Origin of the sequence: Streptomyces gobiensis (assembly GCF_021216675.1) — a bacterium.
GTDB classification, from domain to species: domain Bacteria; phylum Actinomycetota; class Actinomycetes; order Streptomycetales; family Streptomycetaceae; genus Streptomyces; species Streptomyces gobiensis.
Map to the genome: position 1 here is coordinate 1,007,989 of NZ_CP086120.1, position 24,479 is coordinate 1,032,467.

At 67.1% G+C, this 24,479-nt stretch carries 23 protein-coding genes, 1 other RNA gene and 1 pseudogene; 9 read left to right on the top strand and 16 right to left on the bottom strand.

What is annotated here, in order from left to right; translation table 11 throughout:
• Positions 1-44 precede the first annotated feature (44 nt).
• Positions 45-1,676: an alkaline phosphatase D family protein gene (locus tag test1122_RS04665; protein WP_232267883.1), complete on the bottom strand. Its 1,632-nt coding sequence runs from the start codon at positions 1,674-1,676 to the stop codon at positions 45-47.
• 109 nt (positions 1,677-1,785) lie between these two features.
• Between test1122_RS04665 and test1122_RS04670 the strand changes: the two genes are divergently transcribed.
• The 3 genes from test1122_RS04670 to test1122_RS04680 all read left to right on the top strand — a co-directional run bounded on the left by test1122_RS04670 (position 1,786) and on the right by test1122_RS04680 (position 4,847).
• The gene (locus test1122_RS04670) at positions 1,786-2,565 is read left to right on the top strand and encodes an SDR family oxidoreductase (RefSeq protein ID WP_232267884.1); all 780 of its coding nucleotides are present in this window, start codon (positions 1,786-1,788) and stop codon (positions 2,563-2,565) included.
• A gap of 336 nt (positions 2,566-2,901) precedes the next feature.
• Positions 2,902-3,621, top strand: coding sequence for a tRNA-dependent cyclodipeptide synthase (locus test1122_RS04675; RefSeq protein WP_232267885.1), 720 nt, complete (start codon positions 2,902-2,904; stop codon positions 3,619-3,621).
• Positions 3,618-4,847 carry a cytochrome P450 gene (locus test1122_RS04680; RefSeq protein WP_232267886.1) on the top strand — a complete coding sequence of 410 codons (1,230 nt, stop codon included), beginning with the start codon at positions 3,618-3,620 and terminating at the stop codon, positions 4,845-4,847. The genes test1122_RS04675 and test1122_RS04680 overlap by 4 nt, the downstream gene beginning before the upstream one ends.
• 61 nt (positions 4,848-4,908) lie before the next feature.
• Here the strand turns inward: test1122_RS04680 and test1122_RS04685 are convergent, their stop codons facing one another.
• Positions 4,909-5,817, bottom strand: a complete 909-nt coding sequence (locus tag test1122_RS04685) for a bile acid:sodium symporter family protein (protein WP_232267887.1) — start codon at positions 5,815-5,817, stop codon at positions 4,909-4,911.
• Positions 5,818-5,871: 54 nt separating this feature from the next.
• Positions 5,872-6,108 (bottom strand): hypothetical protein, encoded by a 237-nt coding sequence (locus test1122_RS04690; RefSeq protein ID WP_232267888.1) that lies wholly within the window; start codon positions 6,106-6,108, stop codon positions 5,872-5,874.
• Between the two features lie 182 nt (positions 6,109-6,290).
• Here test1122_RS04690 and test1122_RS04695 point away from each other — a divergent pair, with 182 nt between their 5' ends.
• Positions 6,291-6,533: a hypothetical protein gene (locus test1122_RS04695; RefSeq protein WP_232267889.1), complete on the top strand. Its 243-nt coding sequence runs from the start codon at positions 6,291-6,293 to the stop codon at positions 6,531-6,533.
• 449 nt (positions 6,534-6,982) lie between these two features.
• Here the strand turns inward: test1122_RS04695 and test1122_RS04700 are convergent, their stop codons facing one another.
• Complete coding sequence (locus tag test1122_RS04700) at positions 6,983-7,306, bottom strand: hypothetical protein (protein ID WP_232267890.1); 324 nt, start codon at positions 7,304-7,306, stop codon at positions 6,983-6,985.
• A 6-nt stretch (positions 7,307-7,312) separates the two neighbouring features.
• Here test1122_RS04700 and test1122_RS04705 point away from each other — a divergent pair, with 6 nt between their 5' ends.
• Entirely contained in the window at positions 7,313-8,191 is an 879-nt protein-coding gene (locus tag test1122_RS04705; protein ID WP_232267891.1) for a Tn3 family transposase, read from the top strand.
• Here test1122_RS04705 and test1122_RS26765 read toward each other — a convergent pair.
• The 7 genes from test1122_RS26765 to test1122_RS04740 all read right to left on the bottom strand — a co-directional run bounded on the left by test1122_RS26765 (position 8,106) and on the right by test1122_RS04740 (position 13,798).
• Positions 8,106-8,351: a transposase gene (locus test1122_RS26765; protein WP_422396927.1), complete on the bottom strand. Its 246-nt coding sequence runs from the start codon at positions 8,349-8,351 to the stop codon at positions 8,106-8,108. The two genes, test1122_RS04705 and test1122_RS26765, sit on opposite strands and share 86 nt — an antisense overlap.
• A gap of 3 nt (positions 8,352-8,354) precedes the next feature.
• Positions 8,355-10,217, bottom strand: coding sequence for a PatA/PatG family cyanobactin maturation protease (locus test1122_RS04715; protein WP_232267892.1), 1,863 nt, complete (start codon positions 10,215-10,217; stop codon positions 8,355-8,357).
• A 77-nt stretch (positions 10,218-10,294) separates the two neighbouring features.
• The gene (locus test1122_RS04720; RefSeq protein WP_232267893.1) at positions 10,295-10,519 is read right to left on the bottom strand and encodes a cyanobactin biosynthesis PatC/TenC/TruC family protein; all 225 of its coding nucleotides are present in this window, start codon (positions 10,517-10,519) and stop codon (positions 10,295-10,297) included.
• On the bottom strand, positions 10,512-10,715 hold the full coding sequence (locus test1122_RS04725; RefSeq protein WP_232267894.1) for a cyanobactin biosynthesis system PatB/AcyB/McaB family protein: 204 nt from the start codon (positions 10,713-10,715) through the stop codon (positions 10,512-10,514). The genes test1122_RS04720 and test1122_RS04725 overlap by 8 nt, the downstream gene beginning before the upstream one ends.
• Positions 10,716-10,729: 14 nt before the next feature.
• The gene (locus tag test1122_RS04730; RefSeq protein ID WP_338423511.1) at positions 10,730-12,649 is read right to left on the bottom strand and encodes a PatA/PatG family cyanobactin maturation protease; all 1,920 of its coding nucleotides are present in this window, start codon (positions 12,647-12,649) and stop codon (positions 10,730-10,732) included.
• A 96-nt stretch (positions 12,650-12,745) separates the two neighbouring features.
• Positions 12,746-12,961 (bottom strand): hypothetical protein, encoded by a 216-nt coding sequence (locus test1122_RS04735; RefSeq protein WP_232267895.1) that lies wholly within the window; start codon positions 12,959-12,961, stop codon positions 12,746-12,748.
• A 636-nt stretch (positions 12,962-13,597) separates the two neighbouring features.
• Positions 13,598-13,798: a hypothetical protein gene (locus test1122_RS04740; RefSeq protein ID WP_232267896.1), complete on the bottom strand. Its 201-nt coding sequence runs from the start codon at positions 13,796-13,798 to the stop codon at positions 13,598-13,600.
• 717 nt (positions 13,799-14,515) lie between these two features.
• Between test1122_RS04740 and test1122_RS04745 the strand changes: the two genes are divergently transcribed.
• A complete protein-coding gene (locus test1122_RS04745) occupies positions 14,516-15,100 on the top strand; it encodes a hemopexin repeat-containing protein (protein WP_232267897.1) in 585 nt (194 codons plus the stop codon).
• Between the two features lie 223 nt (positions 15,101-15,323).
• Here the strand turns inward: test1122_RS04745 and test1122_RS04750 are convergent.
• Positions 15,324-15,431: pseudogene (locus test1122_RS04750) on the bottom strand (IS5/IS1182 family transposase); the annotation flags it as partial.
• A 567-nt stretch (positions 15,432-15,998) separates the two neighbouring features.
• Here test1122_RS04750 and test1122_RS04755 point away from each other — a divergent pair.
• Positions 15,999-16,655 (top strand): hypothetical protein, encoded by a 657-nt coding sequence (locus tag test1122_RS04755; protein WP_232267898.1) that lies wholly within the window; start codon positions 15,999-16,001, stop codon positions 16,653-16,655.
• A gap of 688 nt (positions 16,656-17,343) precedes the next feature.
• Here test1122_RS04755 and test1122_RS04760 read toward each other — a convergent pair.
• The 3 genes from test1122_RS04760 to test1122_RS04770 all read right to left on the bottom strand — a co-directional run bounded on the left by test1122_RS04760 (position 17,344) and on the right by test1122_RS04770 (position 21,098).
• The gene (locus test1122_RS04760) at positions 17,344-19,116 is read right to left on the bottom strand and encodes a glycosyl hydrolase family 18 protein (RefSeq protein WP_232267899.1); all 1,773 of its coding nucleotides are present in this window, start codon (positions 19,114-19,116) and stop codon (positions 17,344-17,346) included.
• Positions 19,117-19,246: 130 nt separating this feature from the next.
• Positions 19,247-19,658, bottom strand: an RNA gene (gene rnpB, locus test1122_RS04765) — RNase P RNA component class A.
• 18 nt (positions 19,659-19,676) lie between these two features.
• Entirely contained in the window at positions 19,677-21,098 is a 1,422-nt protein-coding gene (locus test1122_RS04770; protein WP_232267900.1) for an RNB domain-containing ribonuclease, read from the bottom strand.
• Between the two features lie 75 nt (positions 21,099-21,173).
• Between test1122_RS04770 and yaaA the strand changes: the two genes are divergently transcribed.
• Both yaaA and eda read left to right on the top strand, forming a co-directional pair.
• Positions 21,174-21,974, top strand: a complete 801-nt coding sequence (gene yaaA / locus test1122_RS04775) for a peroxide stress protein YaaA (protein WP_232267901.1) — start codon at positions 21,174-21,176, stop codon at positions 21,972-21,974.
• Between the two features lie 78 nt (positions 21,975-22,052).
• Positions 22,053-22,709 (top strand): bifunctional 4-hydroxy-2-oxoglutarate aldolase/2-dehydro-3-deoxy-phosphogluconate aldolase, encoded by a 657-nt coding sequence (gene eda / locus test1122_RS04780; RefSeq protein ID WP_232267902.1) that lies wholly within the window; start codon positions 22,053-22,055, stop codon positions 22,707-22,709.
• Between the two features lie 15 nt (positions 22,710-22,724).
• On the opposite strand, the gene test1122_RS04785 is transcribed toward eda, so the two are convergent.
• Positions 22,725-23,975, bottom strand: coding sequence for an aminotransferase-like domain-containing protein (locus tag test1122_RS04785; RefSeq protein WP_232271764.1), 1,251 nt, complete (start codon positions 23,973-23,975; stop codon positions 22,725-22,727).
• Positions 23,976-24,479 lie beyond the last annotated feature (504 nt).

Consider the following 24,479-nt stretch of genomic DNA (forward strand, 5'->3'; position numbering starts at 1 on the left):
CAGTACTTATCCGACGACCCCGTCGTACCTCGTCACACTCCTCGTCACGCTGGTTTCAGTCCTGGATCACCCGCCTCTGAGACAAAAGAGGCGGCGGTGGTGAGGGGGGCACCGGGAGTGGTCACTTGGCGGACGGTGCGGTAGTCGGCGCGCAGCCGCTCCTCGTTGAGGGTGAGCAGAACGTAGCCGCGCTGGCCGTTGTAGAACTTCAGATGCGGGTTGGCCTTCATCAGGGTGTCCCAGTTGGCGGGCCGTTCGGCCCCGTCTCCACCGCTGGAGACCGAGGTGGTGACCAGTTCCACGCCGAGGGTGCGGGAGTCGGTGTCGTCGAAGTCCGCCTTGATGTCCAGCCCGTAATGGACATGGACATCGCCGCTCAGCACGACGAGGTTGGCGATGCGCGCCGTTTCGGCGGCCGCCAGAAGCCGTCCGCGGGCGGCCGGGTAGCCGTCCCAGGCATCCATGGAGACCGGGAATGGCCCTTCGAGCCGGCTGTGCCGCCGGGAGAGGACGGTCTGCTGCGGCACGATGTTCCATACGGCTCGTGACCGTAGCCAGCCGGTGGCCAGCCAGCGCTCCTGGGTGGCGCCGAGCATCGTACGGGAGGGGTCCTGGGACTCCTCACCGGGCACCTTCCAGCCATCGCCGTTCGCCTGGTCGTCGCGGTACTGGCGGCCGTCGAGGATGTCGAGCTGGGCGAGGCGTCCGTAGTGCAGCCGCCGGTAGAGCTGGAGGTCGGGGCCGTCGGGCCGCTGGGGCCGGCGCAGCGGCATGTTCTCGTAGTACGCGCGGTAGGCGGCGGCCCGCCGGATCAGGAACTCCTCCGGCGGGTCGGCGTCCTGGGAGGTGTCCGTCGCGTAGTTGTTGTCCACCTCGTGGTCGTCCCAGGTGGTGATCCATGGGTGGGCGGCGTGTGCGGCCTGGAGGTCAGGGTCGCTGCGGTAGAGCGAGTAGCGCAGCCGGTAGTCGTCGAGGGTGACCGTCTCCCGGTTGAAGTGGCCGGGCAGGACACGGTCGGTGTACTGACGGGCGCCACCGGCCGAGTCGATGGGGGACTCGTAGATGTAATCGCCCAGATGGATGACGAGGTCGATGTCCGGTTCCGCGGCGAGGTGCCGGTAGGCGGTGAAGTAGCCGTGGTCATAGCGCTGGCAGGACGCGAAGGCCAGCCGCATCGACTCGGGGACGGCGTCCTGGGCGGGCGCGGTACGGGTGCGTCCGGTGGGGCTGGTCCAGCCACCGGCCCGGAAGCGGTACCAGTAGCTGGTGGCCGCCTCAAGCCCCTCGGCCTCGATATGCACGGCATGGTGGAACTCGGGGTGGGCGATGGCCTCACCGCTGGCGGCTGTCCTTGTGAATCCCCTGTCGTGGGCGAGCTCCCATGTGACGGTGATGGGCCGGCCCGGCAGTCCGCTGTCGGCCCGGTACGGCTTGGGGGCCAGCCGGGTCCACAGGACAACCGAGTCGGGCAGCGGGTCGCCGGACGCGACGCCCAGGGTGAACGGATCCTCATCGAGGCGCGGGGGCTTGTGGGTTGGTCCAGCGTGGGCGGTGTCGGGCAGGTTCGTGCCGAAGGCCAGCGCGGCCGCGGCACCGGTGACGGTCAGAAATCTGCGTCGGACCACATGACGGGCGGCGGCGCGGTGTTCGATGTCTGCGCTCCTGGTGTACGTCATGCGTCTGAGTGCAGTGGGCCGGAGCGGCGGAGAGTTGGCACGTCCGCGTCACCCGAGTGGCGGTCTGATGGCGGTCCGTCGCCGTACAGGCGTCGCGTAGCCTTCGCCCATGACGCCAGAAATCAACAAACCATTGAACGGCACGCCGAAGACCGCCGTCGTGACCGGTGCGGGCTCGGGCATCGGCCGCTCCGTGGCACTGGCGCTGGCCGAGGCGGGCTGGGCGGTGGCGCTGGCGGGGCGGCGTGAGTCAGCGCTGGCGGAGACGGCCGGTCTGGCGGCGCCCGAAGGACCGGTCGCGGTCATCCCCACCGATGTCACCGACCCCACCTCCGTCACCACGCTCTTCAACACGACACAAGAACACTTCGGCCGGATCGACCTGCTCTTTAACAACGCGGGCGTATTCGGGCCAGCCGTACCACTGGAAGAGCTGGCCTATGACGACTGGCGCTCCGTCGTCGACACCAATCTGACCGGGGCCTTTCTCTGTGCTCAGGCCGCCTTCCAGGCCATGAAGACACAGTCCCCGCAGGGTGGCCGGATCATCAACAATGGCTCGATCTCCGCTCACACCCCACGCCCGCATTCCATCGCCTACACCGCCACCAAGCACGCCGTGACCGGTCTGACCAAATCGCTCTCCCTGGACGGCCGCGCCTACGGCATCGCCTGCGGACAGATCGACATCGGCAACGCGGCGACCGAGCTCACCGCCCGTATGCAGGCGGGAATTCTTCAGGCGAACGGCACCACGGCGGTCGAGCCGGTGATGGACGCGATGGATGTCGCGCGGACAGTGGTGCATATGGCTTCGCTGCCGCTGGAAGCGAACATCCAGTTCGCCACGGTAATGGCAACCGCGATGCCGTATATCGGACGCGGCTGACAATTTAGCTGCGCACCGCCCGTAACTGTCGACTACTCCAGCGTAACGAGATAGCTTGCTGTAGTCGCCGCCACACCAAGAGCACACGGCTCTTACGGGACTAGCGGCGCCAGGGGGTTTTACCGTGCGTACATGTCGTTAGCCGACATTCCACTGCTCTGGGAAGGGCAGTAGGCACTACGCGCCGCTCTCCGCTCCTCCGTCCGAGCGGACCCACACAGCATCGACCCTGCTGTATCGACCCTGCTGTGGTTCCGGCGCGCCCGCACACACCACGACCACCGGGCATTCGTATGCCGCATGCCCGGAATCAGGACCGTACAGGGAGGCCACCGTATGTCTGAGTGTCCGACGTTTGACGTCCTGCCACTCACGGACAGGTGCCGGCTTATCTGCAAGCAAGGCGACCACGCCCTGATCGGCGTGAGCCCAGGCAACAGTTACTTCACGCCGCAGCGCATCGCGGAGCTGGTCAGCTGGGCTGACCGCACCTTCGAGGCCGTCGACATCGTCTACGCCGATCTCTATGTGGACGCGATGTTCGAAGCTCTTGGCTACTCGCCCGAACACGCCAGGAAGCGCTCCACCAAGGATCTCAAGGCCGTACGGCGACGGATTCAGCGCGGGGTGGAGAGCGCGGGACCGCTCACCGGATTCGTCCGGGTGCACGCGCTCTCCGAGTTCGCTGACAACGGCGTCTACCGCGAACTGCAGCACAGCGTCGGCCGCGCCATGGAATCCGACACCGAGTTCCTCGCCGCCTGCACCGCGATGGTGCGGCAGTTCGTCGGCTACCGGCTGGCCGAGGACGAGGAGCCCACACCGGCCCAGCTGCACGCAGGAATGAGCTATATAGCCGCCGAGCTGCCGTTCTTCGTCGACACCCCGGGCATTCTCGGCATGCCGTCCTCGGTGTCCTGCTACCACGCCCGGGTGCCGCTCACCGGGCCGCTCTTTGAACGCGAGACCGGGCTGCGCGCCGTGGACAACCAGGCGTACGCCGTCGTCACCCCGAAAGCCCGGCCGCAGCACCTCCGAGAGGACATCGCCGCATGACCGTCACCCCGCAGAACCCGCAGCACAGCCCGCAGGGCAGCCCGCGCGTTGAGCTGGACTTCCCCCTCTCCCGGCGCGGCGATGAACTCCCCGCCGAGTGCGGACCGCTGCGCGCAGAACGCCCGGTGGCCAGGGTTCGTACGATCACCGGCGATGAGGCCTGGCTGGTGAGCAACTACGCACTGGCCAAACAGGTCCTGGAAGACGAGCGGTTCAGCCTTCCGGAGACCGCCCGGGAAGGCGCGCCCCGCCAGTACGCGCTGACGATCCCGCCCGAGGTCGTCAACAACATGGGCAATATCAACAGCGCCGGACTGCGCACCGCCGTCATGAAGTCGCTCTCCCCCAAGGCCGGGGACGGCGAACTGCCCGACTGGCTGCGCAAGGAGGCACACCGGCTGCTCGACACGGTCATGGCCGAGGGCGCCCCGGCGGATCTGCGGGCGGGCTTCACCGAGCCGTATTCCGCCGCGCTGCACTGCAAGGTCATCGGGGTGCCCTTCGGCGACTGGCGGCGGCTGATGTCCGGCATCGATGTGGCCTTTATGACGGCCGCCAAACCCTTCGAGGGCGCCGCGCGGAACTGGTGGAAGGACCACGGCTACATGGTCGAGCACATACGCTCGGCCGTCCCGGGAGAGGCGGACCTGCTGTCCCGGTTCGCCGCGCTCAGGGCCGAGGGCGGTGACGTATCGGACGATGACCTCGCCACCGTCGCGGTCTCCCTGTTCGGTGCGGGCGCGGTGAGCACGGCGGCCTTCCTCCAGCACGCCATCCTGGCGCTGGTACGGCAGCCGGAGCTGATGCGGCGGCTGCGCGAAGAGCCGCAGATCATCAGCCGCGCGGTCGATGAACTCCTCCGCTACAACCTCTCCATCGGAGATGGCCTGCCCCGCCTCGCCACCGAGGACGTAAGCCTGGGCGAGGTGGGGGTGAAGGCCGGTGAGCTGGTGCTCGTCCTCGTCGAGGGCGCCAACTACGACCCGGAGGTCTTCACCGATCCCGAACGGATCGACTTCGACCGGGACCCCAACCCGCATCTGTCCTTCGGCGCGGGCCGCCACTTCTGTCCGGCGTCCGCACTGGGCCGCGTCCACGCCGAAGCAGCGCTGGAGGTCCTGCTGGAGCGGCTGCCGGCCCTGCGCCTCGCGGTGCCGCTGGAACAGCTGGTATGGCGCACCGGCTTCATCAAGCGGCTGCCGGAACGGCTGCCGGTGACCTGGTAAAGCCCGTACGACCCCGGCCGGGGGCTGCCCCGGCCGGGGTCGTGCTGGCCGGACTTGGACCTCACACCGGGTCCTTCCGGCCATCGGTCCCCGCCGGAGCTGGCCAGGGAGGTCCTGCGGCGCGGGTGAGCAGGAAGCCCGCCGCCGCCGCGGTGAAGTACACCAGCACGCCGTAGAGGGCGGCGGGCACGGCCATCTCCGAGCTGTTCAGCAGTGCGGGGCTGAGCGCGATGGTGATGGACAGGCTGGAGTTATGCATGCCGATCTCCATACAGGCCGCGACCGCCTGGCGATGCCCGGCCCTCGCCAGGCGGACGGCGCTGTAGCCAGTGGCCATGGATATCGCGCTGAACACCACAAGGATCAGCCCGAGTTCCGCGAGATAACCGCCGATCTGCTCCCGTTCGGCGGTGATCGCCACGCTGACGATCCCGATCAGCATCAGCACGGAAAGCACCCTCACCGGGCGGTGCGCCCGCAGGGCGAAGGCGGGCCTGCGGGCCCGTATCAGCATCCCCACCGCGACGGGTACCAGGACGACGGCGAAGACCTGCAGCGTCTTGCCGAAGCGCAGCCCGATCGCCCCGGCGTCCTCGGTGAAGTACGCCAGCGAGAGATTGACGATCACCGGCAGGGTGAAGACGGCGAGCACCGAGTTCACCGCGGTGAGCGTGATGTTGAGGGCCACATCGCCACCGAAGAGATGGCTGTAGAGGTTGGCCGTGGTACCGCCGGGCGAGGCGGCGAGCAGCATCATCCCCACCGCGAGCCCGGGTGTGAGACCGAAGGCGAGCACCAGCCCGAAACAGACGGCGGGCAGCAGCAGGAGCTGGCAGCCCAGCGCCACGGCGACGGCGCGTGGATACTCGGCGACTCGGCGGAAGTCGGTGACGGAGAGCGAGAGTCCGAGGCCGAGCATGATGACGCCCAGCACCATGGGCAGGAGAACGGTGACGAGGGGTGAGTCCACCCGGCACAGGGTGGTGCGTGGCGCCCCAAGAGACCACAGCGGCGTCGGTAAAGTTCACGCCTCACCGGGGTGCCAGGCGGGCCACTCCTCCGGCTTGTCGACCCAGTGGACCTGCTCCGGGTCGTCGAAGTCGATGTCCGGGAAGACCTCTCGCACCCGCAGCTCGAACTCTTCCTTCTCCAGCGGTTCCCAGCCATGCCCGCGCAGCCACACCAGGCGGTACCGGTGGTTCTCGCCAAATGACCCCACCACGACCGGATACTCCGGTTCGGGGGGCCGCTTCTTCTCCATGCCCCCAGGGTGCGCCCAGAAGGGCCGCGTCCGCACCCCAGCCGCCGCCAACCGTGGCACCAGCATGCGGCGGTCAGGCACCCGGCGTTCGACACCCAGTCGAACACGAGAAGTGCGGACCGCAGCCACCTGTAGCAGCCTGTGAACGACACCACGACACCGAATACCGACAGGGAGACACCGTGGTCATCAAGAAGCTGCACGACGCCGGGCTGCGCAGCGAACACGCCTACATGGCAGCCATCGGATCCATCGGCCTCACCGTCCTGTGCTGGGCGACTTCCCGCAAAGCGGAGTCCAACGCGGACCTCGCCCGGGCGGACCGGTGGGGCATCTTCGTCGGCGAATGGGCGCCGACCTTCTTCGGCCTGGGGCTCGCGCTGGCCCACTACGAGCAGCGCGGCATCACCGTCGGCAAGTCCTGACGCGGCGCGCCCAAGCCCGAAGCAGCGGCGGCAGACGAGCCGTGCTGTACGCCGGGTTCATCCGACGCACCCTTCTGACCTGCGCTTATGTGAGTCGAAGCGGCTGTGACCTGCAAGGACGGGTTGCAGAGGCGATCGGAGGCAGTCAGAGGTAATCACTCTGATTCGACCCCGATTCGACCCTGAGCCGCTCGGAGGCAGTCAGAGGCCGTCCCTCTGATATGGCTCCGAGTCGGTCGGTGCCGGTCAGGGGGTGGCCCCTCTGCTGGCGCTCCGATTGGACCCCGGTCGAGCCGCGATGGGGACGTCTGCCTCCACTTGGAGCCAGGCATACGAAAGCCTCCAGGATTGCCGTCCTGGAGGCTTCGCTAGCACCGATTGGAGGTCGGTTCCGCACCACCGCTGGTTTTAGCGGGCCGAGGTGATGTCCACGTCCTTGCGAGACACCATCAGAATGCCATACGGCGACCCTTCTCCGCACTCCTGCGCCAAGGCTTCATCCTCCAGCAAAAACCCAACCAGAGGCAATCACAGGCGCTCGCTTCGCACTCCTGGGACTTCATCAGCTCCCTCGGGCTGCGGCCGACCTCATCCTGCTCGGGGACCTCATCGGCCGCTACGCGACGGGCAGCTACAGCAAGCTCGACGCCGACGGCCGAGCCCTCATCCTGCGTGAGGATCGCCAGGGCGCGGCTGACCACGGCCACCGCATCACCGCGGCCATCGCCTGCCACATCGCCCGTGTCGGCGGCAACGTCGACCAGCTGACACATTTGCTCATGCACCCCGACCACGAGGGCGGTCGGCACGCTCAGAACACGCTGCGCTCCGGACAGGCACGTGCCCTCGACTACGTCCACCGGGTGTGGGCGAGCGCCACGGGGAACAAGACCGACCTGCCGATCACCGAGCACGCCACCGACACGCACGGGGTGACGCTGGTCAACTTCGCGCTGTTCGATCTGGTGGGAATGCAGCTCTCGCCGCGGATCAGGGATCTGGGGAAGATCACCCTCTATCGGATGGACCCGCAGCGCGACGTCAGCAGGCTCTGGCCGGTCGCCGGTCCGCTGCTGACCCAGAAGATCAACATGGGGTTGATCGAAGAGAACTGGGACGACTTGCTACGGCTGGCGGCCTCGATCAAGTTCGGGCACGCCACCGCCTCCCTGATCGTCGGCAAGCTCTCCGCCTCCTCCCGGCAGAACACCCTGGCCGCCGCCCTCAAGGAGTACGGGGCCCTTCGGCGCACGATCTACGCTGCCCGCTACCTGGCGGACGAGACCTACCGCCGCAAGATCGCCCGGCAGCTCAACAAGGGCGAGTCGCTGCACTCCCTGCGCCGCGACCTGCACTACGCCCACCAGGGCAAGATCCGCGAGCGGTTCCTGGCCGGGCAGACCGAGCAGGCGTGGTGCCTGACGGTGCTGACCAACTCCGTGGTGACCTGGACAAGCGAGTATTACGGCCTGGCCATCGCCCAGATGCGCGCCGAGGGCCGGGCGGTGGACGACGAACTGCTCGCGCACATTTCCCCGGCGCACAGTGAGAACGTCAACTACCACGGCACCATCAACGTGGAGGTCGACACCGAGCTCGCCAAGCTCGACCCGGCCGGGTACCGGCCGCTGCGGGCCCGGCGCCCGGATCGGGTGTGAGACGCCAGAAGCATCTTCGCGGCGCGGGCCCCGAGAAGAACAGCTCGACCTGGTTGACCCAGGATGCGTGCGGCGGTGTCCAGTGCACGTGCCAGCGCGGATGAGCGGCGAGCCATGTCTTGGTGTGCTTGGCCGTGTGCGAGGAGCCGTTGTCAAGCACGCCCTATCGTTCGGACCAGGTGCGTACGGTGCCAAGGGTGACCGGGATGAGGTCGCTGACGTCGATGGTGAAGCGGTGAACCTTGCGGGCGCGGCGGTTGTTCTCCGGGTCGAAGAAGCGGAGTTTGACGTCCCAGCAGTCGCTGTGGAGGCGGCAGAAGGGGCTCTTTTCGACGTCGATGGTGTCCAGGGTCATGCCGTCGGCGACGGCGGAGGCGAAGGTGTCGGCGGCCTGGAAGGCGTTGGTGGCGGCGAAGTTCAGGGCCCGGTCGGCGGAGGTGGTTCCCAGGTTGCGCAGGTCGTAGTAGATACGGGCCAGGAACTCCCGGAACCGGCCGGTGAGGGCCTCATTCTCACCGGTGGGGTGACGGCGGGCGGCTTGAAGGGCTGCAGCCGCGAGTGTGTTGGTGTTCCAGCCGTACATGCCTCGGCGGGCGGCGACTTCGATGACGGGGACGACCTGGCCGGAGAAGAGCTTGACGGTGCGGCCGGTCAGCCGCCCGGGGATGCTGACCCGCTCGATGTATTCCTCGTCGTCCTCAGCAGCAACCTGTCCGGCCAGGAGACGGGTGAGCAACTCGTAGACGCCGGCCGCGTACGGGCTGGTGCTTTCGATGGCGTAGACCGGGGTGAGTTCCAGGTTCAGTGTCCAGATCAGCGAGGTGGCCTCGGAGGGATGCAGCCTGAGATGGTCCACCATCTGCCGGGAGTCATACGGATTGGCCGGCACCGCCGTGCCCTCGGCGGACACGGCGGCCATCAGCTGTTTGAAGCTGTCCCGCCGGGCCTCGGTGCCGAAGTCGTAGCCCAAGGTGCCCAGCACGTACGCCAGCGGACTCCACGCTGGGCCGCCGACACCTGAGGTCACCACGCCCGCGGCATGAGCCGCCGCCCTGGCGGGGGCCGCTACCTCCGTGGGGGCCGCTGCCTCGGAGACGGATGCGGGTGCACGGCTTGCCGGAACCGCAGGTGGGGGCTGGGGGAACAGGATTGCGGCCGTGCCGCCGATGTCCAGCTTGCCGGCCATGCAGCGGGCCGGTTCGCCGTGGGCATCTTCGGGACGACAGGGCCAGGCGCTTTCCAGCAGCGCGGCGCGCACTGCTGCCGGGTCGGGTGGCATGCCGTGTTGGCGTCGCAAACTGAGCAGCAGCGCGGCGACGCCGGTGACGATGGGTGCGGCGCAGCTGGTGCCTTTGTGGATCGCGGTTTTGCCGCCGGGGGCCGCGCCGTGGATGTTGCCGCCGGGGGCGACAATGCCGTGGTCGCGGTACTGCGGGCCGAAGTTGCTGAACTTGAACATCGTGCCGTCGTCGTCGCAGGCGCCGACGGCCAGGACCTGCGGCAGCGCGGCGGGGATGCACCGGCACTCTCCACAGTCGTTTCCCGAGGGCGCCACGATCAGTACCCCGGCATCGGTGGCGCGGGCGATCGCCCGCTTCAGCATGCCGTCGGCGTCGTCGGAGGAGGTCGGCATGCAGACCGCGATGTGAATGATGTCGACGGCGGCGTCCACTGCCGCCTCAATGCCCCGGGTCAGACTGACCGGATCCAACACACTGGCCTTGTCCCGCAGACACGGCACGATCACCCCGGAACACCGGGGCGCGATCCCGGTCACCGGGCTGCCGTGCTGGCCGAAGAGCACACTGGCGATGTGCGTCCCATGCTCAGCAAATCCGTCCTCGCCCTCGCCCTTGTCTTCTTCGCCGGGTAGCCAGCCCGGTTCGAGCACGGTGAGGTCTGCCCCGTCAAAACACGGATGGGTGACTTCGACGGGGCCGTCGAGCACGGCGATGCGGACTCCGGGATCACCCAAGGTCCGCTCCCACAGCGGGGCAAGGCCGGGGATGGACGCAAGGTCAGGCACAGCGATATTCCTTCGCGTCGGTCTCGAACGTGATCGGTGAGGGCTGCGGGGGCAGCCCTCACCGTGGAAAGGGGATGTCAGGCCCAGATGCGGCCTCGCCGAAATCCGGTCGACGGCTCTTCGCGCCGGTCCTGGAACATCTGCACCCACATGCCGTAGTCGACCAACCCGGTGAACAGACCACACTCCGGGATGACCGGATGCTCTTCGGGAGCAGGCTTCTTTCTCGCTTTTTTCGCTGTGCTCGTCTTCACAGCAGTCTTCTTCGCCGCGGTCTTCGCCGTCGCGGGTTTCTCAGCCATGGCTGGACACCTGCATCCGGTCATATCCAGGCCACGCGAAATGCTGCGGATCGTTGACATTCGCGCCGTGCATCAAATCCATGCGGATCTTGACGAGATGCGCGGGTGACCCGTGCACGACGTCGACCAGCTCGTGCGGGCGGACCAGTTCAGGCCGGCGCACCGGCGGAGCCTGCCTGGGCTGATGACCTGCCATGGCCCTCACCTTCCTTATCGTTCGGACCAGGTGCGTACGGTGCCAAGGGTGACCGGGATGAGGTCGCTGACGTCGATGGTGAAGCGGTAGACCTTGCGGGCGCGGCGGCTGTTCTCCGGGTCGAAGAAACGGAGTTTGACGTCCCAGCAGTCGCTGTCGATCCGGCAGAAGGGGCTCTTTTCGACCTCGATGGTGTCCAGGGTCATGCCGTCGGCGACGGCGGAGGCGAAGGTGTCGGCGGCCTGGAAGGCGTTGGTGGCGGCGAAGTTCAGGGCCCGGTCGGCGGAGGTGGTTCCCAGGTTGCGCAGGTCGTAGTAGACCCGGGCCAGGAATTCCCGGAACCGGCCGGTGAGGGCCTCATCAGTCTCACCGGTGGGGTGACTTCGGCGGGCGGCGGCGAGTGCCGCGGTCATCAAGGCGTTGATGTTCCAGCCGTACAGGCCTCGGGGGGCGGCGACTTCGATGACCGGGACGACCTGGCCGGAGAAGAGCTTGACGGTGCGACCGGTCAGACGTCCCGGGACGCTGACCCGTTCGATGTAATCCTCGTCGTCCTCGGCAGCACACTCACCCGACAGCAGATCGGTAAGCAACTCGTAGACGCCTGCCGCGTACGGGCTGGTGCTTTCGATGGCGTAGACCGGGGTGAGTTCCAGGTTCAGTGTCCAGATCAGCGAGGTGGCCTCGGAGGGATGCAGCCTGAGATGGTCCACCATCTGCCGGGAGTCATACGGATTGGCCGGCACCGCCGTGCCCTCGGCGGACACCGCGGTCATCAGCTGCTTGAAACTGTCCCGCCGCGCCTCGGTGCCGAAGTCATAGCCCAAGGTACCCAGCGTGTACGCCAGCGGACTCCACACCGGGCCGTCGGCCCCCGAGGCCACCACCCCGGCAGCACCCATCATCCCGGCGGCTGACACCACCTCGGCAGCAGCTGCTACCTCGGACACGGATACCGGTGCACGGCTTACCGGAACCTCAGGTGGGGCGTCGCTGACCTCACCTCCACAACTGCACCCGCCGGCAGAAAGCTCGACCGGCTCGCTCGTGGTCACGTCGCCCGCTTCGGGCATGGCATACACCGCTTTCTTGATGTTGAGTTTTCCCGCCAAAAAACGCATACATGCACTGGGATCGGCCCACTGGCAGGCATCCGCGCTGTCCAGCAGCACCTGCCGCACCCGCCGCGGGTCCGGTTCCTGTCCCGCGCCCACCTGCAGGCTCAGCAACAGTGCGGCCACTCCCGAGACGATGGGTGCCGCGAAGCTGCTTCCGCTGGCCTTGGCCGTGCCCGAACCCGGCACCGCGCCAAGGACGTTCGCCCCCGGGGCCAGAATTGCCTGCTGCTGATACGCCTGGCCCCAGTTGTTGGACTCCAGCGGGTCGCCCACATCATCAAGAGCTCCGGCCGCCAGCACGGAGGGCAGACAGGCCGGAACGTGATGGCAGAAACACCCGTCATTGCCCACCGCCGCCACCAGCAGCACGTTGCGCTCCTCACACAACCGCGCCGCCCTGTCCAGCAGGTCATCGGCCTCACCCGACGGGCTCAGCTGCCCACCGCTCAGATTGATCACATGGACGCCGGCCTCCACCGCCGCCTCGATCCCCCGGGCCAAATCCAGCTGCGAGGTCCGCCCTCGGCTATCGGAAAACGCCGGAATACTGACACCCCAGCATTTCGGGGCCACCCCGGGCGCCGGGCCCTCATGCTGCCCAAACAACACACTGGCCACCTGCGTCCCATGAGACGCCTTTGGCCCGTCGAACTCTTCCTCCGGCCAGATCCCGTCCAGACGAGAGAGTTGCGCGCCATCAAACACCGGATGCGACAGATCGACCGGACCATCGATGACAGCCACGCCGATCCGCTCATCACCCAACGTCTGGCCCCACAACTCAGCCAGACCCGCAATCGCGGGCACCTCACACACCCGTCAACTCATCCCCTCAACAGCATCCGCCCACCGACGCGGCATGCCGGACCGGCATATGAACGCACCGGCCCGGCACTCCTGCCAAACAGTCCGCTACTCGGCGTCATCCCCAGCAAACGGAATGAATTTACCGACCTGTTCGACGTACCCAATCCCCGAGAGTTCGGCTCCGTCGTTGTTCTCGTTGGTTGCACCGACCGTTGTCCTGGTCACGGGCGGCGCCAGGTTCGGAATCATCTGCTCCTGCTCAGGCATGATAAAACCCTTCTTCGTTGATTTCCCTGCCAGAACTCCGGTGAGCTCAACCATTCGGCTCGTTCCCTGCAAACGGATGGGGCCGATAACGGCAACGGAGAACTCGACTCCCGCGCCGCACCCGCGTCTTCCGTCACACCGATGAGATGAGTGGTCAGCCGTCCCGTGCCGAATCGAGGGAATCCGTATCGTCAGCGTTGCATACCTCCCTCGCCCCCGCACACCGGCCACTGGCGCCGGGCTCAAGACAACCCGAATGGAGCAGACAATCATCCCGTCCGCAAACCCGAGGCCGACGGCAACCACCACACCCCCACAGACACGGAGGGTGACATGTAGACGAGTTATCCACTGCGTTGGGGCGTGCTCAGCCCCGTGCTGCTGAACGTGGCCCTGCACGGAATGGAGAAGGCGGCAGGGGTCCGCCAACAAATCAACCGCCTTGCCGAACCGGGAGAAGTGTCCTATAGCTGGATATAGGGAGTCAGTTAGCCACTCCCTCGTCTCAGGGATGCTCACCCACCGCAAGGGGCCCCACGCAGCGGACCGGAAACACACAACGTCTGGCTCTGCTCCGCTGTCTGGAGCGCCGGGACGGCCAGTAAACGGAATGCAGTCTCCCGCCCACCGACACAGCATGCCGGACCGGCACATAAACGCACCGGCCCAGCACTCCTGCCGACCAACCTGCTACTCGGCGTCATCTCCAGCAAACGGGGCCCACGCAAAGCCTTGCCATGAGAGTTCGGCTCCGTCGTTGTTTTCGTTGGTTGCGCCGACCGTTGTCCTGGTCACGGGCGGCGCCAGGTTCGGAATCATCTGCTCCTGCTCAGGCATGATAAAACCCTTCTTCGTTGATTTCCCTGCCAGAACTCCGGTGAGCTCAACCATTCGGCTCGTTCCCTGCAAACGGATGGGGCCGATAACGGCAACGGAGAACTCGACTCCCGCGCCGCACCCGCGTCTTCCGTCACACCGATGAGATGAGTGGTCAGCCGTCCCGTGCCGAATCGAGGGAATCCGTATCGTCAGCGTTGCATACCTCCCTCGCCCCCGCACACCGGCCACTGGCGCCGGGCTCAAGACAACCCGAATGGAGCAGACAATCATCCCGTCCGCAAACCCGAGGCCGACGGCAACCACCACACCCCCACAGACACGGAGGGTGACATGTAGACGAGTTATCCACTGCGTTGGGGCGTGCTCAGCCCCGTGCTGCTGAACGTGGCCCTGCACGGAATGGAGAAGGCGGCAGGGGTCCGCCAACAAATCAACCGCCTTGCCGAACCGGGAGAAGTGTCCTATAGCTGGATATAGGGAGTCAGTTAGCCACTCCCTCGTCTCAGGGATGCTCACCCACCGCAAGGGGCCCCACGCAGCGGACCGGAAACACACAACGTCTGGCTCTGCTCCGCTGTCTGGAGCGCCGGGACGGCCAGTAAACGGAATGCAGTCTCGGCACCCTGGTGCACGAGTTCAGCCACGCCGTTCCAGCACGACCTCGTCCATGGCCAGGCGGGGCGGGCAACCTGGCAAAGAACCGGCCAGCGGACGCGATCCGCAACGCAGACAACCACGAGTGCATTCACCGAGGAGGTGTCCGAGCAGATGGTTACAGCACCAGTACTCTGGAACAACGGCAAGGCGTACCTGTTCGACGGCAGTACGTACTACCGCTACGACATCGCCACCGACAAGGTCGACCCGGGCTACCCGAAGCCGATCGCCGGCAACTGGACCGGGCTGTTCACCTCCCGGGTCGACGCCGGCGTGGTGTGGAACAACGGCAAGGCGTACTTCTTCCGCGGCTCCGAGTACGTGCGCTACGACATCGCCACCTCCAAGGTCGACGACGGCTACCCGAAGCCGATCGCCGGCAACTGGCCGGAGCTGTTCACCTCCCACATCGACGCCTCCGTCGTGTGGAACAACGGCAAGGCGTACTTCTTCCGCGGCTCCGAGTACATCCGCTACGACATCGCCACCGGCAAGGCCGACGACGGCTACCCGAAGCCGATCGCCGGCAACTGGCCGGGACTGTGGGCGACGGACCTCGACGGCGGCGTGGTGTGGAACAACGGCAAGGCGTACTTCTTCCGCGGCTCCGAGTACATCCGCTACGACATCGCCACCGGCAAGGCCGACGACGGCTACCCGAAGCCGATCGCCGGCAACTGGCCGGGACTCCCGTAGACCCCCGGCCCCTGACTACCGCCCCACACGAGGGGAGCCTCCACCGAGGCTCCCCTCCCCGGGGTGTCAAAGCATCAAAGCACGGAGCGTCAAAGCGCGCGGCCCCGGAGAACCAGCTCTGCGGCGGCGGTACGGCGCCGACCCCAGCGGCGACCCAGCCATTCCGCCGCGTGTCGTCGCCCATCCGGCGAGAGAAGCCGCCGGTCCATTTGCGCTTAGAACTCGCCCGGATGTGGGAGCCGTCGACCGCCGCCCGGGAGAAGTCCAGGGCGTTCGCGCCGCGGAGCTTGGCGAGGAGGACCGCGTGCAGCCGGGGCCACACTCCGGCCCAACAGCATCCGCCCACCGACACAGCATGCCGGACCGGCACATAAACGCACCGGCCCAGCACTCCTGCCGACCAACCTGCTACTCGGCGTCATCTCCAGCAAACGGGGCCCACGCAAAGCCTTGCCATGAGAGTTCGGCTCCGTCGTTGTTCTCGTTGGTTGCACCGACCGTTGTCCTGGTCACCGGCGGCGCCAGGTTCGGAATCATCTGCTCCTGCTCAGGCATGAAACGGCGTCTGACCTGCGACCCAGCCAGGCGGCACTACGGTGACGGTCATGGCGACGAACGACCGGTTGCGCGCCGAGGTAGCTGCGATCGAGCGGTCCCTGGTCACCGAAGAGTAGATCCCCGGGCGGTACGAGCTGAAGCTGGGCAGTGCGTTCCTCTCCTGCTCCAAGCAGCTCGATGAGGACTGCCTGCCCGCCCAGCTCCCGCCCCCCGGCACATGTTCGAGCGTTGGCGGACGCACTACCTCTCGTATCACGCCCTGCTGACGGTGAATCGTGCGTGGCTGGGGCTGATTCGACGAAGCGCAGACTGCAGCGTGGTTTTAGCGAAGGTGACGTCGATGAGCTGCACGCTGATGTCTGGTCGCCCGGCCCTGGCGAGCCACAGTCTGATTGCTGTCCTCTTGGCCGCCTTGCAGGACGCAGGGCGCCTTGATGACATCCCCGAGCGGCTGCTGCGTCGCAGGCTTGAGAGTGCGCTCACTGTTGGCAATCCGGACGGCAGTTATGTGCTTCCCATACTGGAGAGGGCGGACGCCTTTTTGCGACACGTTCAGGATCGAACGCACAAGGCATACGTGGGTGCGGGTGCCGAGCCCATTCGCATTGACTATCCTTCGTTGCGCGATGCGGTGGCGACGCCACCCGCCTATCTCAACGACTATCTCGACCTAGTGGAGAGACTGCGAGCGAATCCGCAAGTCGCCCGAGAACTTCTGCAAGTGGCGGAATTGACATGCTTTGATGCCCTTCTGGGTGATTCGGCTTGGAAAGCGAAGTCGTTCGCGCATCTCTTCACGATGGAGCACAAGGGCCTATTGCTGGTAGGCTTGAGGTGTTTGTCGCGTATTGCTGGCGCCCAGGTGGCCTCGGCTTTGAGAGGACTGCACGACCTACCATTTGAAGCATCTTCTGGATTGGTCCCCGATCGCGGCGAGCCAGCTGGGCAAGACACACTTTTCGATCCCGACGGATCCTCTGGCAGGGCAGAGGTGTGAAGGGTCGGCTTATTCGCGGAAAGCTCGCAGCGGCGGGACCACCCCGACCGAATTCCACCTCGCCTTCGGGGACGTCCTGATCCTCCACGACGCCCACGTGGCCGACCCGCAGTACATGACGGAACTCATCGACGGCGCCGAAACCAGCGGTGCCCTCGTACGGCTAACAGGCGACCCAGCGCAACTCGTCAGCTCCGACAACCAAGGAGGAAGGGCGTGATCGCGAACCCCCTACCCGCCTCATGGACCAAGTCACCGGACTGCTGGAGCGGCTCGACGACGCCATCGAGCTCAGGAGTCCGTCCGTGAAGACGCTGCGTACTCAGGGAAGGCGTCGCCTCTTTCGGGGGGACGATCCGCAGAAACGTAGCGCGGCAGACGAGTCGAGCTGTATGCCGGATTTATCCACCTGCACCATGGTGACCGGGCAGACAGCGTCCACGAACGTCTGGTTCCCGGTGCCGTTCCACAGCGCCGCGTCACCTGGGCCCGGCAGCACTCTGGGGTGCTGCCGGGCCTCAGCGCGCGTCACCCGTGGGCGCGGGCGGGTGAAATCACGCAATACACAGGTCAAAATTTCGATTATCTTAGGCGGCTCCGGTGAAAGCCCAGGTCAGATAGGTTCCGGCCTGGGCTTTCTGGTGGCATCGGACGGATCTGCTGGTCTGTCGGGATGCGCTTGGCCTCGTCAGATGCCTGCCTTTTCGTAGCGGCCGTGGGGCTGCCAGGTGTTGGGGTCTGTGCCGGGTGCGATGTTCTGGGTGGCCTTGACATCGTAGGCCGCGGTGAACAGCTCTCCGTTGTGGGTCACCATGGTGCCGCACGCGTATGCGACACCCGATTTCCAGGGCTGCGCCCCGTTGGCCTCAAGATGGATCGGCAGCTGGCAGGTTCGCAGTTCCCGCCACGGCGTGCCGCCGCCACTGTCCTTGCTGCCTGGTGGGGTTTTCTGGGTCCAGTACTGGCCCTGCCACATCTTGCCGGCGTAGGTGACGATGCTGGGCTTGCTGTAGATGTACTCGGCCTTCCACTCAGGAGCGGTGCAGGCGTTCTTGGCGGGAGGCTGTTTGGTCGGGGGCTTCTCGCCGTTGAGGGCGGCGCGGATGTGCTGGGAGAGGATGCCGGTGCTCTTGTCGTCTCCGTCGAGCGAGTAGGCCATCGCGCCGGCGAGGCCGAGTTCCTTGGCGTATTTCGCCTTCTGGTAGGCGGCCATGGGGTCGTCGAAGGTCCAAAAGATCTTCTTCTCCGGGTTGAACAGCCAGGCGACGCCGTTCGCGTCGTCCCGGTGGACCGTGTAGCCCTGCTGCGCCAACGGGGCGAGGGAGCGGTAGTCGTTAACGCCTGCCTCATACTTGGCACCGTTCGCCTTGGAGACCGGGCCGGTGGCCTTCTGGAAGAGGCCGTTCTTGGCGCTGCTCTGCACACCCTCCCAGCCACGACTGTAGAAGGGCACGCCGAGGACGATTTTCTGCCTGGGGGCCCTGGCGTCGAGCCATGCCTTGACGGCCGTTTCCACGGAGAGCTTTTTAGTGCTCGGGTCGTCGGCGATGAGGTGCAGGGCCGACTGGTGGTTGGTGACGCAGTTGCTGGGGCAGTCGAAGGGGCCGTGCAGGTCGTAACCCTGGAGGTTGCCGTGGTCGAGGAACTTCATGATCTCGGGCACGTCCCAGCCGACCTTGAGGACCTCTGGATCGGCCGGGAGGAATGCGGTCAACAGGTACTTGCCGCCGCGCGGCTTCTGCGGGAGGTCCAGGACGTCCAGTTGCTTGCGGAACTCCTTGAGGAGGAGCGGCAGGTTCTTCCGGTCCTCCGGGCTGAAACCATTACCTGGCAGACCCGCGTTGCTGGCGGGCCATTCCCAGTCGATGTCGAAGCCGTCGAAGATGCCCGCAGCCAGTCCGGCGCCACCGTACACCTTGCGGAATTGAGCCGGGTAGTTCTTCGTGTCGGTCCAGATCTCCGTCGGCAGATTGCCTCTGATGTAGAAGTCGATGAAGGACTTGACGAACTCCTCGCGCCGTTTCTGTGTCTTGGCAGCCTCGGAGAAGTTCCTGGAGTACGTCCAGCCGCCGATCGACACCAGCACCTTCAGGTGCGGGTGTTTGGCTCTGAGCTTCTTCAGCTGGTTGAAGTTGCCCTTGAGGTGCTTATCGTCACCCCACCCGGGGTCGGCCACGCCGTCCACGGAATCCTCGGCCTTGAACGGCCAGAGCCAGTCGGCGTCGGCGTCCCCGACGTCGATGGAGCCGTCGGCCTCGGGGTCCCTTTTTGCGTACGGCGCTGTCGCCGCGAAGCATTTGTATCCGGGATGTCTTTTGTTGTTCGACGAGATATTCGCGAACGCGTAGTTGAGGATTGTCAGCTTCTTCGCGGTGCCGTTGGTATCGAGATCTTTGAGGAAGAACTTCCGGTCGTACATCGACCACTGCGGGAAGTAACCGACGTATTCGAGTCCGGCCACTGAGGACCTCCAGCTCCTGGGCTACAGATTACGTAGTCACTCGATCACAGAGCGTACATGTCAGCAACTTGGGGCGGCGGCAACCAGAATCGGCACGCTGCGTCGGGAACGACTCTCAGCGCAGAGGCGGCAGACGAGCCGTGCTGTACGCCGGGTTCTGTCTCCGGTGGACCTCGCGGTCCGCCGGGAGGCGGTCATCCATCTGGGACCGGTGTCACCACCGGCCTCATGCGGTCTACCCGCGGACTCGGGCGAGCAGCCCTCAGCGTCCGCGCAGGGCTGTCGTCCCGGCCGGGATGACAGCCCCTCTTGACCTTGCTCCGGGTGGGGTTTACCGAGCCGCCCAAGTCACCCTGGGCGCTGGTGGTCTCTTACACCACCGTTTCACCCTTACCGGGTGCCTTGCGGCCCCGGCGGTTTGCTTTCTGTGGCACTGTCCCGTGGGTCACCCCAGGTAGGCGTTACCTACCACCCTGCTCTGTGGAGCCCGGACGTTCCTCAGCGAGATCCTGGGATCCCGCCGCGACCGCCCGCACGACTCGTCTGCCGTCTACGTCATATTACGCCTGTACGAAGCGCACTGATTCCCGCCCCGGGGCGGCCCCGGTGAGCCGGGCCCGTACCCATTCACCCAGCGGAACAGCCGACCCGGTCATACGGCCGAGGACCGCCGGCTCATGGACCTGAACGGTGCCCTCCTCGACCACATACGCGTCGAAGACCTCCCCCACCCGGCCCGACATCACCGCCGCCGCGACCAGTTCGACACACTCCCCTTCCACCTCGTCGGCCCTCCGGGTGCCCTCCGCCATCTCCTCGGGAAGGTCAGCCAGGACGGCCAGCACCCACTCCGGCGGTTCCGCGCCCGCGACGGCGGCCAGGCAGAGCTCGCCCGTATAGCGGTCGATGAGGCGCCGCAGCGGGGCCATGCAGTGCGTGTACTCGGCGGCGACGGCCGCGTGCACGGTGTGGTCGGGAAGCGGTCGCTGTCCGGTGAAAACGGTGTAGCCGCCGCCACGCAGCAGGGTGCCGCACTCCTGCAGAAAAGCGGCGTGGTTGGTGCGCCGGGGGTCCAGGGAGCGGATGACATCGGCGTACGAGGTGTGCTTCTTCGGCCAGTCGATCGCCAGGGCCCGGGCGACCCGGTGCAGCCGGGTGACGGCGCCGCCGGTGGCGGTGGGGAGGGTACGCAGAACGCCGGTGTGGGACCGCAGCAGCAGCCGGGCGGCGGCCATCCCGGCCAGCAGGGAGATCTGTGCGGTCCAGCCGTCGGCAGGCAGGACCGCACGGTAGTCCAGGGCGTAGCTCTCGCCGTCCGGGATGATCTGCTGCTCCGGGACGACGAGGGAGATGCCGCCACGGGCGCGCTCCCGCTCCTCACGGAACCGGCCGATGTCCCGTAGCAGGGCGACCGGCTCCTCGGCGGTGGCGCCGTCGATGCTCCGCTGGACGGTCTCGTGGTCGAGCGTGGCCCGGGAGCGGACCAGCGCCCGCCGTACGTGCGTATCGATGACACCGCCGCTTGAGTCAAGCTCGAACCGCCACAGCAGGGCGGGCTGGTCCTGCCCCGGCGACAAGCTGGCAGCCCCCTCGCTGAGCACGGCGGGGTAGAGCGGGACGCGGCCGTCGGGGAAATCCAGGGTGGTCACCCGGCGGTGCGCTTCGGCGTCCAGGGCACCGCCGGGGGTGATGTAGGCGGTGATGTCGGGGACCGCATAGTGAACCCGGTAACCGCCACCCGGGCGACGGGCGAGGTGCATCGCCCGGCCCGGGTTGCGGGAGGCGGGCGGATCGACGCTGTACAGCGGGATGTCGGTGGCGTCCTGCGCCGGCAGCCGGGGCGCGCGGGCCGCCTGCTCCGCCTCGGCCAGTACCCCGGCCGGGAAGCCGGGCGGGATCCCGAGCCGTCTTCGCAGCTCACGCAGGGCGGTACGCAGCGCGGCGCCGTCGGTGCCGGTCATACGCAGATGGCGGCTGGGCATACGGCGAGCGTATGGCCGTACCCTTCAGATCGCCGCTTTTACGCGGCGTAGGACGTCATACGAAGGAGAAACACCGTGCTCGTGCTGCTGCCGCCGTCCGAAGGAAAGGCCGCCGGTGACTCAGGGCCCACGCTGTCGCTGGACGCGCTGTCGCTGCCGGGGCTGACGGACGCCCGGGCGACGGTGCTGGCGGAGCTGGTGGAGCTCTGCTCGGGGGACGAGGAGAAGGCACGTGAGGTGCTGGGCCTGAGCGAGGGGCTGCGCGGCGAGGTCGCGAAGAACGCGGGCCTGCGAACGGCCCCGACCCGCCCCGCGGGGGAGATCTACACCGGGGTGCTCTACGACGCGCTGGACCTGGCGACCCTGAGTACGGCGGCACACAAGCGCGCGGAACAGGCGCTGCTGGTCTTCTCCGGCCTGTGGGGAGCGGTGGGGATCACTGACCCGATCCCCGCCTACCGCTGCTCGGGCGGGGTGAAGCTGCCCGGTCTCGGTGGGCTCGGTGCGTACTGGCGGGGGCCCATGGACACGGTCTTGCCGAACGCGGCGGGCGACGGGCTCGTACTGGATCTGCGGTCGTCGGCGTACGCGGCCATGTGGAAGCCGAAGGGCGAGCTGGCCGAGCGTACGGCGACCGTCCGGGTGCTCCAGTCGAAAATCGTCAACGGCGTCGAGAAGCGGTCGGTGGTCAGCCACTTCAACAAGGCGACGAAGGGACGGATCGTCCGCTCGCTGCTGGCGGAGGGGACCCAGCCCCGCACCCCCGCCCAGCTGGCCCAGACGCTGGACGGGCTGGGCCACCGGGTGGAGTACAAGACCCCCGCGAAGGCGGGGAAGCCGTGGCAGCTCGACGTGATCGTCACTGAGCTGCACTGAATTGCACTGAGCTGTACCGAGTTGCAATGGGCGCAACGGCCGTTTCACCCATCGCTCTCCGCCGGGCAGGATGCCGCCATGGCTTCCCTGCTCGACCTCGCCCCCGTCATTCCGGTGGCCGTCCTCGATGACGTCTCCGCCGCCGTACCGCTCGCCCGCGCCCTGGTCGCGGGCGGGCTGCCCGCGATCGAGGTCACCCTGCGGACGGATACGGCGCTGGACGCGATACGCGCTATCGCGGACGGGGTACCGGAAGCCGTGGTCGGCGCGGGCACGGTGCTCACCCCGGCGCAGGTCTCCGCCGCCGTCGCCGCCGGCGCGGGCTTCCTGGTCAGCCCCGGGTGGACGGCCCGCCTCCTGGACGCCATGCGGGGCTCCGGCCTGCGGTTCCTGCCGGGGGTCTCGACGGCTTCGGAGGTCGTCGCGCTGCTGGAGCACGGCGTAACGGAGATGAAGTTCTTCCCCGCGGAAGCAGCAGGCGGGCGGGAATACCTCAACTCACTGTCCTCGCCCCTCCCCCGGGCCCGATTCTGCCCGACAGGTGGTATCAGGGCGGAGACGGCGCCCGGGTATCTGGCCCTGCCCAACGTCCGGTGCGTCGGCGGGACATGGATGCTTCCCGCCGAGGCCCTCGCCGCCCGGGACTGGGACCGCATCGAGCGCCTCGCCGGTGAGGCAGCGAGGCTGCCGCGCGCCCCGGCGCTTCGGCACGGCGGCTGCGCAGCTCAGCGGTGACCCTTGATCGCCCCGTCACCGCGTAGCGGACGGGTCCAGCAGGGACACCAGTCTGCGGGCTCCCTCCGCCACCTGATCTGGCGTGAGACAGCTGAGGGACAGCCGCATTTGATACCGGCCGCCACCGTCCGGATAGAAGTAGCTCATGGGTGTCCAGATCACCCCGTAATCGCGAGCGGACTCCTCCAGCAGTGCGTTGTCCGCCGGGAAGGGGACACTCAGGGTGAGGAAGAACCCGCCCTCGGGCGAGTTCCATTGGACTCCGGCCGCTTCCCGCCGACTCGGCGGCAGCAGGCGTTCCAGACAGTCCAGCAGGACCGTCAGGTTCTCCCGGTAGAAGTCCGTGGCCGCCTTGCTGGCCTCCCGCAAGCGGTAGCCGTGCGTCATGAGCATCCCGCCGATGACCGCCTGGCTGAGCGCGGGAGTGTTCACCGTGACCATGCTCTTGACCTTGGACAGCTCCTCAGCCAGGAGCGTGCAGCGGCCATCCCGCGTCTGGACCTGCTGGTCGGCGACCACATAACCCACCCGGGCGCCGGGAAAGCAGGTCTTGGCGAAGGAGCCGAGGTAGATCACGCGGCGCTGGCTGTCGAGCGCCTTCAGCGTGGGCCGACAAGTGCCGGTGCGCGTGAAGAAACCGTACGGGTTGTCCTCCAGGAGCAGCAGATCCTCGTCCTCGGCCAGTTCCAGGAGACGACGGCGTGCGGCAAGCGTCAGGCATGTGCCGGTGGGGTTGGAGAAGTCGGGCACCACATACAGCGCGCGGGGCCGCTTCCCGACCGCCCGCAGCGTGGTGACGGTGCGCCTCAGCGCCCCGGGGTCGATCCCGTCCTCGCCTTCGGGCACCGGCACTGTCTCAATGTCCAGCAGACGGGCCGCCCCTGTGATGCCGACGTAGCACGGCGAGGAGACCAGCAGGACATCCGAGGGACCGGCGAACAGCGCACGGAGTGCGATGAACATCCCCTCCTGGCAGCCCACGGTCACCACGATGGACTCGGGACCGGCCTGGATCCCCTCGTCGTTGCGCAGCGTGCGGGCCACCAGTTCCTGGAGGTGGCCGCTGGTGCGCCCGTACTGGAAGAGCAGGGTGCGGACCTCCTCGCGGGTGCGGCCCAGGTTGTCGCAGAGATGGCGTATGTACGCGTCGAGGTACTCGCCGATCCGCTCGACCTCGAAGAGGCCCTCGTACGGCCGACCGGGGCCGAAGGAGATCGCCTCCGGGTGGCGGGAGGTGATCTCGTTGAGGAAGTTCATCACCTCCATGAGGGGGTCGGAAAGGGAGTCGTGCAGCTCGTCGGCGGCCAGGACGGTGTCGGGGAAACCGATGTTCACCGGCGGTCCTCCCACAGGACCGGGCGACTTCGTGGCCGCTGTGGAGTCCGGACGGTGGTGCGGTGGTAGTGGGCGGCCTGGACGACAGCTTGCACGGTCACGTTGATCCCATCTGTCGTTCTGTCATTGGGGAGACTGAAGGACGCACGCTTACCCAACCGGGGGACGGCCATATAGATCGATGTTCGTCATTGCCGAACGATGTCATCACACTCGACCATGGCTTTGTTCGTCAACCCCCTTGCGCGCAGGGGGATTTCACCCTGCCCCGTGGCGGGGCTCCGCCCCGTTGCGGGGGCGCCGGGGGGTTCCCTGTACCCGCCGCCCCTTCCCGGCTGTGCCGACATGCGGCTCCACCGCGCGGCGGGACTTCGCCCGGTTGCGGGGGTGCCGTGGGTGGGTGTCCCCGTATCCCGCCCCTTCCCGGAAACCGGG

Coding starts and splice junctions, on each gene's coding strand:
- test1122_RS04725 (WP_232267894.1), bottom strand. CDS start 10,715: ATGGCAGGTCATCAGCCCAGGCAGGCTCCGCCGGTGCGCCGGCCTGAA.
- test1122_RS04670 (WP_232267884.1), top strand. CDS start 1,786: ATGACGCCAGAAATCAACAAACCATTGAACGGCACGCCGAAGACCGCC.
- eda (WP_232267902.1), top strand. CDS start 22,053: ATGGCTTCCCTGCTCGACCTCGCCCCCGTCATTCCGGTGGCCGTCCTC.
- test1122_RS04705 (WP_232267891.1), top strand. CDS start 7,313: ATGCACCCCGACCACGAGGGCGGTCGGCACGCTCAGAACACGCTGCGC.
- test1122_RS04735 (WP_232267895.1), bottom strand. CDS start 12,961: ATGGTTGAGCTCACCGGAGTTCTGGCAGGGAAATCAACGAAGAAGGGT.
- test1122_RS04665 (WP_232267883.1), bottom strand. CDS start 1,676: ATGACGTACACCAGGAGCGCAGACATCGAACACCGCGCCGCCGCCCGT.
- test1122_RS04675 (WP_232267885.1), top strand. CDS start 2,902: ATGTCTGAGTGTCCGACGTTTGACGTCCTGCCACTCACGGACAGGTGC.
- test1122_RS04755 (WP_232267898.1), top strand. CDS start 15,999: ATGAGCTGCACGCTGATGTCTGGTCGCCCGGCCCTGGCGAGCCACAGT.
- test1122_RS04690 (WP_232267888.1), bottom strand. CDS start 6,108: ATGGAGAAGAAGCGGCCCCCCGAACCGGAGTATCCGGTCGTGGTGGGG.
- test1122_RS04680 (WP_232267886.1), top strand. CDS start 3,618: ATGACCGTCACCCCGCAGAACCCGCAGCACAGCCCGCAGGGCAGCCCG.
- test1122_RS04740 (WP_232267896.1), bottom strand. CDS start 13,798: ATGGTTGAGCTCACCGGAGTTCTGGCAGGGAAATCAACGAAGAAGGGT.
- test1122_RS04785 (WP_232271764.1), bottom strand. CDS start 23,975: ATGGAGGTGATGAACTTCCTCAACGAGATCACCTCCCGCCACCCGGAG.
- test1122_RS04770 (WP_232267900.1), bottom strand. CDS start 21,098: ATGCCCAGCCGCCATCTGCGTATGACCGGCACCGACGGCGCCGCGCTG.
- test1122_RS04745 (WP_232267897.1), top strand. CDS start 14,516: ATGGTTACAGCACCAGTACTCTGGAACAACGGCAAGGCGTACCTGTTC.
- test1122_RS04700 (WP_232267890.1), bottom strand. CDS start 7,306: ATGTGTCAGCTGGTCGACGTTGCCGCCGACACGGGCGATGTGGCAGGC.
- test1122_RS04720 (WP_232267893.1), bottom strand. CDS start 10,519: ATGGCTGAGAAACCCGCGACGGCGAAGACCGCGGCGAAGAAGACTGCT.